An 8,118-nucleotide genomic window follows, 5' to 3' on the forward strand; every position below is an offset into this window, starting at 1 on the left:
TGTTTGGCAGGTAATTACAATGAAATCATTTTTTAAAGCATTCATTATTTTAGTTGTATGTTGTATATCTCTTGCTGGTTGTGTAGAAGAAACAATTTCTATTAAATCTTCCCCCGATCAGGTTAATGCCGTATCTTTGGAACCTTCGAGTTCGCCACCGATCCAAGTTCCGGAAACTTTACCAACAGATAGTACTACAGGTCAACATGTAACTGCTATAGAGGAATCGGCAGGTTCAGGGGCCATAAAGCAAACGAAGCTATCGACTTTAAAACCGGTCTATTCCGTAGGTAAAGGCAGCGTTGCTATTACTATAGACGATGGTCCGACCAAGCATACCGAGAAGCTTCTCAAAGTGTTAAGAGAGCAAAATGTCCATGTCACATTTTTCTTATTGGGACAAAATGTAAAGACCTATCCGGAAGCTGTAACAAAAGCTGTACATGAGGGACACGTCGTGGGTTTCCACTCCAATACCCATCCCCAAATGACGAAAATGACGTATGATGAGCAAAAAAACGAATTTGATAAAGGACTGGCCGCACTCAGGAAGTGGGATACGTCACCAATAACTTTATTTCGACCGCCGTATGGCTCTTATAATAATGACACCAAGCTTATCACAGAAGAAAACCAAATGAAAATGGTATTATGGAATGAAGATCCGGAGGACTGGTCGACAACTAACTCTGCAAAGATTGCAAAGAAAGTGTTATCCCAAGTGAAATCGGGCAGTATTATTGTACTGCATGATAATCCTGCTACGATTGCCGCACTCCCGGCCGTGATAAAAGGAATCAAAAGTAAAGGGTTCAAATTGATCACGATTCCAGACCAGTGACTTATAACGAAGAAACGAGAAGCATTAATGAATAACGAAAAAGAACCGCAGGACGCAAACTCCCCCGCGGTTCTTTCGTTTTATATAATTTCGTCGATACAACTGCTGCAAACCAGTTTTCCTTTAAAATACGTCATGTTCTCGAAATTGCCGCAAAAGATGCAAGCGGGCATGTATTTTTTTAGTGTAATTCTTTCAGGGTCGACGTAAACCTCGATCGCGTCTCCGATCTCGATGTGCAGCGTGCGGCGCAGCTCAATCGGCAGTACGATACGGCCCAGTTCGTCTACTTTTCTGACGATTCCCGTGGATTTCATGCAAGTTCCTCCTTCCTGTGGCGTAAAAATCGTCGAACGACAAGTACTGCTACTCATATTCCACATTTAAGGGGAGATTCCTTTAAATAGGCAAATTTTTTTTGACGGCTGGGGAAAAGAAGGGGGGGATGAAGCGGGGCGGTATCGGGAGATCAATGAGGAAGTGGGGAAAAGATGAGGAAAGGAGAGGGAGAGAGGTATGTGAAGAAGGAAGGAGAGGATTAATCGACCAGCCGCACGTCGACCATTACGTCAAGCTGCTGCCCGCCTGTGCCGCGGTAAACGCCTTTTACCGGCACGATGTCATTGTAATCCCGGCCGTGCCCCAGCTTGACGTAGCGCCAGTTGACTTCGCAATTGTTCGTCGGATCGTAGCCGAACCAGCCTGTGCCCGGGATCAGGCATTCCACCCAGGCGTGGGACGCCTGTGTAAAGTTGCTGCTGCCGCCTTGCAAATCGCCCACAAAATGGTAGCCGCTCACGTAGCGGGCGGGAATTCCTTTGTGCCGGCAGATCGCGATCATCAAATGGGAGTAGTCCTGGCAGACACCACGTTTGATGCGCAGCATTTCACCTACCGTCGTCTGTACGCTGGTCGCCGACGGGTCGTAGGTGAAGTCCTTGTAAATCGTCGAGTTGATGCTTTGAATCAGCTCGCAGGCGCTCAGTCCTTTATCGTCAATGGCGTCGGAATAAGCTTGAATCTCGCCCGACAGCTCGGTGTAGCCGGTTTGCAGCAAATATTCGGCATATTGGTCTTGAAAAGTGTCGCTCAACAGCAGTTCCTTCTCTTCGTCCGAAGCAAGCTCGTCGGATCGGACATTGTCATTATCGTGGGTGACCACCGTGGATACCATCTTGATAACGAGCTCGCGGTGCGCCTGATTGACGGTAAAGGCATGCACGCGGTTGTAAAAATAGTCCTCATAAGTAAACAGCGATGAAACGGGCTCGGTCGCAATCGTATGATGGTAGCAGGATTGACGGTAATTGGTGCGGGGCGTCAGCCTGATTTCATTGACACTGTCCTGCACTTCTTCCGCGTAGGAGTAGCGTGTAATGTGGGTGATCTCGAGCTTCATGCGATAACCTCCTCGCGAGGGGGGAAAAAGACTTTGGACATACGGGAGCCGATCAGATTGCACGATTCCAGCAGTGCGTTCAGGGTCAACTCCAATTTGCCGGTTTTCATCTCCTCGTCGTCCATGCAGTCCAGTGTGGCCTTTACTTTGCCGGCAAGTTTGGCAAGCTTCTGGATCGCCTCGCTAAGGGCGGACTCTTCCTCTTCGATGGAGCGCAGCGCACTTTCCAGCGCATTAAAGGAAAAGCTGACGGAACGCGGAAACGCTTCGCTGAGCATCAAGTATTTGACGATGTGGGCCGGGCTGACGGTGTCCGCATAGACGCGGCGGAACGCTTCGTAGCCGCTGACCGATTTGAGCACCGACAGCATGAGCGGATAGGAGCACGGCTCCTCTGCGGCGTAGACGGTGCAAAGCGATTTGAGCAGCCGCAGCGTATTTTCCGCACGTTCGAGGTAGCGTCCGGCTTCGATGAAAAACCACTCGTTCTCCCTGGGCATGATCGACACGGCCGCGCCCTGGAACATGGACAGCGAATCCCGGATGTTCCGGTAAAAAAGATGCGGCGAATCCGCGGTTATGTCCCGCACTTCTTTTTCTTTTAACCACAGGTACAGACCGTTCAAAATGTCCCACAGCTCCGCCGGCATTCTCTCGCGAATCGTGCGCAGATTGGCGCGGGTGTGATTCGTGCATGCCAGCAGCGAGTTGGTGTTGCTTTTATCGAGCGTGGTGTATTGCAGCACATGGCTCTCGGTGAAGCTGCCGTACTGCTCCATGAATACCCGGCGGTCGCCGATCGTATCGATCAGCCTGCGCCATGACTCGCCGTCCGCCTTTTCTTTTTCTTCGCGGATGTGATAGTACACATCGATGAACCTGGCATGATTTTCCGTTCGTTCCGAATACCGGCCAACCCAAAATAAAGCCTCTGCCGTACGACCCATCATCACCATATCCCACAGCCTCCCGTCTATATTTTTATCCGGATTTCTTGTTTGCTTTCGTTACTGCATAACCCATGTGTCCTTGCAACCGCCGCCCTGCGAAGAGTTGACGACGAGCGAGCCTTCCTTCAAAGCGACGCGTGTCAATCCGCCGGGAATGACCTGCGTGTCTTCTCCGTTTATGACAAAGGCGCGAAGATCGATATGCCGTGGAACCATATTCCCGTCAGCCATAACCGGCGCTCTCGAGAGCTGAATCGTGGGTTGGGCGATATAGCGGTCAGGCTGTTCCTTGATTTTCAAAGCAAACTCGGCGATTTCGCGGTCGGTGGCCGTCGGGCCGATCAACATGCCGTAACCGCCGGATAAGGACGTTTCCTTGACGACCATTTGATCCAGGCGACCGAGAACGTATTCCCGTTCCTCGGGTCTTGAGAGCACGTAGGTCGGCACGTTGTTCAAGATCGGCTGCTCATTTAAATAGTAGCGGATCATGTCCGGCACGTAAGCGTAGATCGCCTTATCGTCCGCTACGCCCGTGCCCGGCGCATTGACGATATTGATATTGCCGGCTCGGTAGGCGTTCATAATGCCGGCGACACCGAGCATGGAGCTTGGATTGAAGGCCAGCGGGTCCAAAAAATCATCGTCGATTCTCCGGTAAATGACATCGATCTGGCGAAGGCCGTTCATCCCGCGAATGTACACTTTATGATCGATGACGGTCAGATCGTTGCCTTCTACAAGCTCGATCCCCATTTGCTGCGCGAGGAAAGTGTGCTCGAAATAGGCGGAGTTGTAGCACCCCGGGGTCAAGAGCCCGATGACCGGATCCGCTTTCCCGGAAGGGCTCAGCCTCCGCAACGCCGACAAAAACACGTTCAAGCTGCGCTCGATATCTTGAATGGAATGGCTGAATACGAGCTCCGGAAACAGGTGCGTCATAATCGACCTGCTTTTGTACAAATAGGAGAAGCCGGAAGGCGACCGGAGATTGTCTTCGAGTACGAAATATTCCCCCTTTTCATCGCGGATCAAATCGATGCCGGAGACGGTGATATAGACGTCGTTCGGTACGGACAGCCGCATCATCTCCGGCCGGAAGTACCGGTTGGAGAGCACCATTTTCCGCGGGATAATGCCTTCTTTCAATATTTCCTGATGATGATAAATATCTTTTATAAACATGTTCAAAGCTTTGACGCGCTGGTGGAGTCCCTTCTCGAGCCGGGACCATTCGTCTTTCGGGATGATGCGGGGAATCGGGTCAAACGGAATCGTCCGTTCGAGAGGTTCTGTCTGATCAGGGCTGTACAGCGTAAAAGTAATGCCCTCTTCCATCATCCGCTTCATGGTAGCCGATTGCCGTTTGCTCAGGCTGCCGGCTTTCATGGCCATAAACTGGCGGTACACGCTTTGATAATGTTTGCGTACCGAGTAGGAGCTAATGAACATTTCATCGAAAAAAGGGTTGGGATCATAGGGGTTGGTGACGAGATCTACGGGTTTGGACATGTGGCCCCCTGGTTTCTAGGCGTGCTTTCGGAATCGGTGGCCTTTCTAATAAATGGGCCCGAAGCAGAAACCAGGCCTCCTTTCCGAAAAAAAATTGAAGTTATGTTGTGTTGTGTAATCTCACATGATGTTCTGGAAAAACTTTGATTTTTCTTTCATTTTAGATATTTCAGAAAATTATGTCAATATACCTGTCATAACTATTTGTCGACAAAAAACGAACTGTTTCGGGATATCAGTAAAATTCAGTTGATGTCAAGGGGGAATATTACTTATTCCAGGTAATTCCTGCTTGATTTCAGTCGAATTCAGCATTAAAATGTCGGATAAAGAATGTTAAATAAAGTCACATTTTATGTGAATAAAAAGGGGATGGATCTATGTTCGATTGGCTGGGATTTGGAAAAGGGCTGCCTTTGTGGTGGTCTTATCGTTTAAACCGCCACCTTAAGGAAGATGTAGAGCACATTTTCGAGGGGATCGCTCAAACCCGTATGCAAATTTTGCAAAGCTGGGCGGAAGAGTATTGGTCTTATTTGGCCCGGTTGAACGAACAATTGTCGGAGCAGCAAGCTTGGCCTGGTCAGCTTAAGCAGAGCGATCCGCTTGTTGGGCGTCTGTTTGCGGCAGCGCTCAAGAGAGGCGTTCATTTTTCGGAGCTGTTTGTGCTGGACGACCGGGATACCGTCGTGTATTCCACGCATGCGGCTCATGTTGGAACCGCTTATTCGGGAGAGGGCGTCCTGTCGCCGGGTCTTGGGGAGTCGCGCCGGAACAGGAAATGTTTGTTCGGGCCTTATTCGGATCCATGGACGAAAAAAATCGGTCCAAGCACCTCGGCTTTTCATGATGCGATGACGCTGCTTTACATTGTACCCGTAGTCGCCGACGGCGTATGGAGAGGGGCGTTGTGCGGCCGCGTTCCTAACGATGTGTTGGGCGACTTGATTCAGCGGGAGTCCGGACATGTGTACCCCGATTCGGGGGATAATTATATTTTTATGGCAAAACCGGGTTTAAATAGGCATATCGCCCCGGGAACGGCGCTGTCGAGAAGCCGGTTCGAAGATTTGACGTTTACGCACGGAGATAATTTAAAGGATGGCGTACGGACGGATTTTGGCGTTGTCAGCGTGAAGGAGCATACCGAGCTGGAACTGGTCTTTACCGATCCGGCTACCGGTGAGCTTCATCCGGGCGTGGCCGGGACGATCGAGAATGGAAGTCATTTGTTTGTGGAATTTCCGGGCTATTCCGATTACCGTCACATTCCCGTTATCGGCAAGGGGGTCACTTTTCAGCTGCCTCACTGCCCCGATGTGTGGGGGATGATGTGCGAGGGCGATCTTGAAGAAGTGTACCGGTTCCGCAGCATCGATTGGAAAATACTGCGTTTGCAGATCGGCTTCATCCTCGGGTTCGTACTGCTGTCGGCGGCTTCTTTTGCGCTGCTGGGCGGCCGGGTGCCCGCATGGAGCGGGGCGGGAATGACCGCAGCAGCCGGCTTGCTGTACGGCGTCATCGGCGTCCGTCTGCTGCAAAAGCGGGGGATACAGCCGGTCGCGCGGCAGTTGGAACGAATCAACCGCTTCATCCGCATCAACGCGGAAGGCGGCGGGGATTTGACGCAGCGGCTGCAGGCGGAGAAGTTCCCCGGTGACGAAACGCGGGAAATCGCCAAATGGATCAATAATTTGATCGATTCCCTGGAAGGCATTATGCTGCAGGTGAAACAGGCCGCAATGGACGTGCGGGAAAGCCAGGAGCGCTTGAGCGACTCGGCCGGATCGACGGAAGATTCGGCGCAGCGGATGAGCGGCAAAATTCACGATATGATCCGCTCGCTGCTCAGCCAGCTCCAGGACATCGACGTCGCCAAAGATGTCTCGCGGAATATGAGCGGCACGCTCCGCGAGCTGGAGCGGCAAGCTTCCGGGCAAATCGCCGTCGCCCGGGAAGAGGTCGGCCGGATCGGCGGGAAGATGGATCACATTTCGCAGAAAGTGGCCGAGACGAACGGTACGATTCAGACGTTTTTACAGACGACGCAGGAAATTCCAAAGCTGCTCCAAGTCATTGAGGAGATTTCGGCGCAGACGAATCTGCTTTCGCTGAACGCTTCGATCGAAGCGGCGAGAGTGGGCGAGCATGGTAAAGGCTTCGCCGTCGTGGCCGGCGAGATCCGCAAGCTGGCCGATCTGACGAAGCAGTCCACGGCGCAAATCAACGAGACGATTGAGCGTATCGAGCAGCATGCCCAAGAAGCCTTCATATCGATGGAGGAAGGCACGAGGGTCGTTGCCGAAGGCACGCAAATGGTTGCGGCGGCTTCGGAAATATTGAGCGGCACGAACGCGCACGACACGATGAAAACGCAGGTGGTCGACGAAGTCGTGGCGCTTATGGAGCGGGTCGCGGACGTGAGCATCGAGAACCGCCAAATATCCGCGGAAGTCGAGCGCACGGTGCGGGAGCTTTTGAGCGATATGCATCATGTTCGCCATACGACAGGCACGGTGGGCACGATCACGCAGTCCTTGCTGCTGCTGGTCAACCAGTTCCGGTTAACGGAAAACCGGCTGCGATAACATGTGGTCGACCGACCGTCGTCATGCAGCGCAGCGCCGTGCACTGGGAGCTGCGCGCGGTGCGATAAATCGGATTCTTTCGAATGTAAGCTGGCTGTAGCCGCATACAATGGTAACAGCGAGTCAGTCAGCCATTTACAAGGAGGAAATCTGATGGAAAACCGTCCGGGCGCTCAAGCCAATCTACAATACGCTGCGCCTCCCGCCAACTTGCGGGCTATCGTGGAACGTCTGCAAACGGAGCACGCGCAAATGCGCGGCCGGCTCACGGAAATCCGCGTCATGGCGGTTTCGCTTTACTCTCTTCAAGACTGCTCCGTCGGCATGTGCAAGCTGATTGAGCTGCAGGACCGGATCCTCTGCCTGGTCGAGGATTTGGAGCAGCATTCGGAATGGGAGGAGCGGGAGTTGTTTCCGCTGCTGCAGTCTTACTTTCACCGGGCAAAAGCCTTCTCCATCGCGCGGTCGATCATCGTGCTTGAGCAGGATCATGATTTGGCCAAAGAGGTTGTCCGTTCTTACGTCGACGGGGTGAATGCGATGAAAGTGCCCATCGATCTCGAATTTTTGCACTTCATGACGGCGGAGTTGATCAAAGCGTGCCTCCTTTTGCTCAAGCATTTCAGCTTGGAGGAGGAGTTCGTCTATCCGCTCGCGGAGCAAATTCTAACGGAATCGGAACGATCCGGCTAGGGGGTATCGGGGGGGCAATGTTGTCAGGTTAGGCGGTTATAGCCCCCGCCGCTTGGTCTTCGTGAATTTGTTAGCTTTTGTCTGTTTGTTCCGTTTGAAAGAGCGATCCTTCACTATGGGGACGATGTTGCGCTG

Annotated in this window: 7 protein-coding genes; 3 read left to right on the forward strand and 4 right to left on the reverse strand. The window is 52.2% G+C overall.

The features are described 5' to 3' along the window. Window positions 1-19 precede the first annotated feature (19 nt). Window positions 20-841, forward strand: coding sequence for a polysaccharide deacetylase family protein (locus AC6RNO_RS27230; protein WP_488437478.1), 822 nt, complete (start codon window positions 20-22; stop codon window positions 839-841). Window positions 842-921: 80 nt separating this feature from the next. Here AC6RNO_RS27230 and AC6RNO_RS27235 read toward each other — a convergent pair whose 3' ends face one another. From AC6RNO_RS27235 to AC6RNO_RS27250, 4 genes are all read right to left on the reverse strand, one after another. Next, the gene (locus AC6RNO_RS27235; RefSeq protein ID WP_474683557.1) at window positions 922-1,158 is read right to left on the reverse strand and encodes an AbrB/MazE/SpoVT family DNA-binding domain-containing protein; all 237 of its coding nucleotides are present in this window, start codon (window positions 1,156-1,158) and stop codon (window positions 922-924) included. A gap of 221 nt (window positions 1,159-1,379) precedes the next feature. After that, a complete protein-coding gene (locus AC6RNO_RS27240) occupies window positions 1,380-2,240 on the reverse strand; it encodes a transglutaminase family protein (RefSeq protein ID WP_474683558.1) in 861 nt (286 codons plus the stop codon). Continuing rightward, entirely contained in the window at window positions 2,237-3,196 is a 960-nt protein-coding gene (locus tag AC6RNO_RS27245) for an alpha-E domain-containing protein (protein WP_474683559.1), read from the reverse strand. The genes AC6RNO_RS27240 and AC6RNO_RS27245 overlap by 4 nt, the downstream gene beginning before the upstream one ends. Before the next feature lie 51 nt (window positions 3,197-3,247). Next, entirely contained in the window at window positions 3,248-4,702 is a 1,455-nt protein-coding gene (locus AC6RNO_RS27250) for a circularly permuted type 2 ATP-grasp protein (protein ID WP_474683560.1), read from the reverse strand. 380 nt (window positions 4,703-5,082) lie between these two features. Here AC6RNO_RS27250 and AC6RNO_RS27255 point away from each other — a divergent pair, with 380 nt between their 5' ends. Further along, a complete protein-coding gene (locus AC6RNO_RS27255; RefSeq protein ID WP_497107394.1) occupies window positions 5,083-7,290 on the forward strand; it encodes a methyl-accepting chemotaxis protein in 2,208 nt (735 codons plus the stop codon). Window positions 7,291-7,443: 153 nt separating this feature from the next. Beyond that, the gene (locus AC6RNO_RS27260; protein ID WP_497107395.1) at window positions 7,444-7,983 is read left to right on the forward strand and encodes a hemerythrin domain-containing protein; all 540 of its coding nucleotides are present in this window, start codon (window positions 7,444-7,446) and stop codon (window positions 7,981-7,983) included. Window positions 7,984-8,118: the final 135 nt, after the last annotated feature.

The organism is Paenibacillus sp. sgz302190 (assembly GCF_059820445.1).

What these genes read in the sequence shown, in the direction of transcription:
- AC6RNO_RS27230 (WP_488437478.1), top strand. Translation starts at nt 20, where the DNA reads ATGAAATCATTTTTTAAAGCATTCATTATTTTAGTTGTATGTTGTATA.
- AC6RNO_RS27240 (WP_474683558.1), bottom strand. Translation starts at nt 2,240, where the DNA reads ATGAAGCTCGAGATCACCCACATTACACGCTACTCCTACGCGGAAGAA.
- AC6RNO_RS27260 (WP_497107395.1), top strand. Translation starts at nt 7,444, where the DNA reads ATGGAAAACCGTCCGGGCGCTCAAGCCAATCTACAATACGCTGCGCCT.
- AC6RNO_RS27250 (WP_474683560.1), bottom strand. Translation starts at nt 4,702, where the DNA reads ATGTCCAAACCCGTAGATCTCGTCACCAACCCCTATGATCCCAACCCT.
- AC6RNO_RS27235 (WP_474683557.1), bottom strand. Translation starts at nt 1,158, where the DNA reads ATGAAATCCACGGGAATCGTCAGAAAAGTAGACGAACTGGGCCGTATC.
- AC6RNO_RS27255 (WP_497107394.1), top strand. Translation starts at nt 5,083, where the DNA reads ATGTTCGATTGGCTGGGATTTGGAAAAGGGCTGCCTTTGTGGTGGTCT.
- AC6RNO_RS27245 (WP_474683559.1), bottom strand. Translation starts at nt 3,196, where the DNA reads ATGGTGATGATGGGTCGTACGGCAGAGGCTTTATTTTGGGTTGGCCGG.